This window comes from Massilia sp. Bi118 (assembly GCF_918697865.1).
Taxonomy (GTDB): domain Bacteria; phylum Pseudomonadota; class Gammaproteobacteria; order Burkholderiales; family Burkholderiaceae_D; genus Telluria.
Map to the genome: position 1 here is coordinate 1 of NZ_CAKKMV010000045.1, position 1,229 is coordinate 1,229.

The following is a 1,229-nucleotide window of genomic DNA, read 5'->3' on the forward strand; positions in this document are numbered from 1 at the left end:
GCTCACAACCTAAACCTGCAACCATGTCTACGATAACCACTTTCCAGGCGCTTTTAAAGGGTCTTCCACGCGCTGTGTTCAATCGTTGTGTCGAGCGACACAACGCGGACAAGGGGTGCAAGCGCTTTCGCCACTGGGATCACTTGCTGGCGATGGTGTATGCGCAGCTGAGCGGGGCGCCCAGTTTGCGAACTATTGAACTGGGTTTCAATAGCCATGCTCTGTACCACGACCAACTGCGCACCGGTGATGTCCATCGGAGTACCTTGGCATGGGCGAGCAAACGGCGTTCGGCAGTAGTATTCGATGACACTGCCGCTTGGCTGATGGGTCAAGTGTCGCGCAAGCTACGTCAGGATGCGTCGGCGTTGATATGTTTGCTGGACTCGACTTCGATCACGCTCACAGGGCGAGGTTTCGACAGCTGGACGCTGGAAAACCGCAACCGCAATACCCAGGGCATCAAACTGCATGTCCTTTTGGATGCGAAAACCCATGCACCGCTGTGGCACGATTTTAGCGATCCCAACGTCAACGATGTAACCCAAGCTCGGCAAGTCCCCTTGCAACGCAAGGCGTTGTATGTGTTCGATAAAGGCTACTGCGACTACAACTGGTGGGCGAAGATCGATGAGGTTGGCGCACGCTTTGTCACTCGGATCAAGAGCAACGCCGGCATCGAATGGGGAGAAGACTTGCCCATTCCCGAAGAGGCACAAAGCATCGTCCTGGCCGATGAACTTGTGCGCTTCAAGCATAGGCAATTGACGAAAGGGCGTGTGAATCACTACACCAAAGTGCTGCGTCGTGTGACATTGCGTCGCCTCGACAAGCCCACGTCCCTCGTACTTGTTACAAACGACCTCCATAGCACCGCACTGGAGATCGGCCAGCGCTACAAAGAACGCTGGGAAATCGAGCTATTTTTTAAATGGCTGAAGCAGCATTTGAAGATCAAGGCGTTCTTCGGCCGTAGTCGCAATGCCGTCCATATTCAAGTTGTGTCAGCTTTGATTGCTTATCTTCTCGTCGCTTTGTACAAGAAAGCGCATCGAGTCAGGCACACACTTTGGCATTCCCTCAGCCTGATCATTGCCACGCTCTTCGAGCCACCTGTTGTCGACCCCGAGCCTTTTCGAACGTGTCGAAAAAAGGCCCGGACACTACAACCGAGACAGCGACGTAGACTTTAACGAAGAGGTAACGAACTATCTTGGACAGCAGTGCGC

1 protein-coding gene is annotated in these 1,229 nt (G+C 53.7%); it reads left to right on the forward strand.

Annotated elements, in window-relative coordinates:
* Positions 1 to 1,193 (forward strand): IS4 family transposase (locus LQV39_RS26300; protein WP_230030141.1); only part of this gene is annotated, 1,193 nt, incomplete at its 5' end.
* Positions 1,194 to 1,229: the final 36 nt, after the last annotated feature.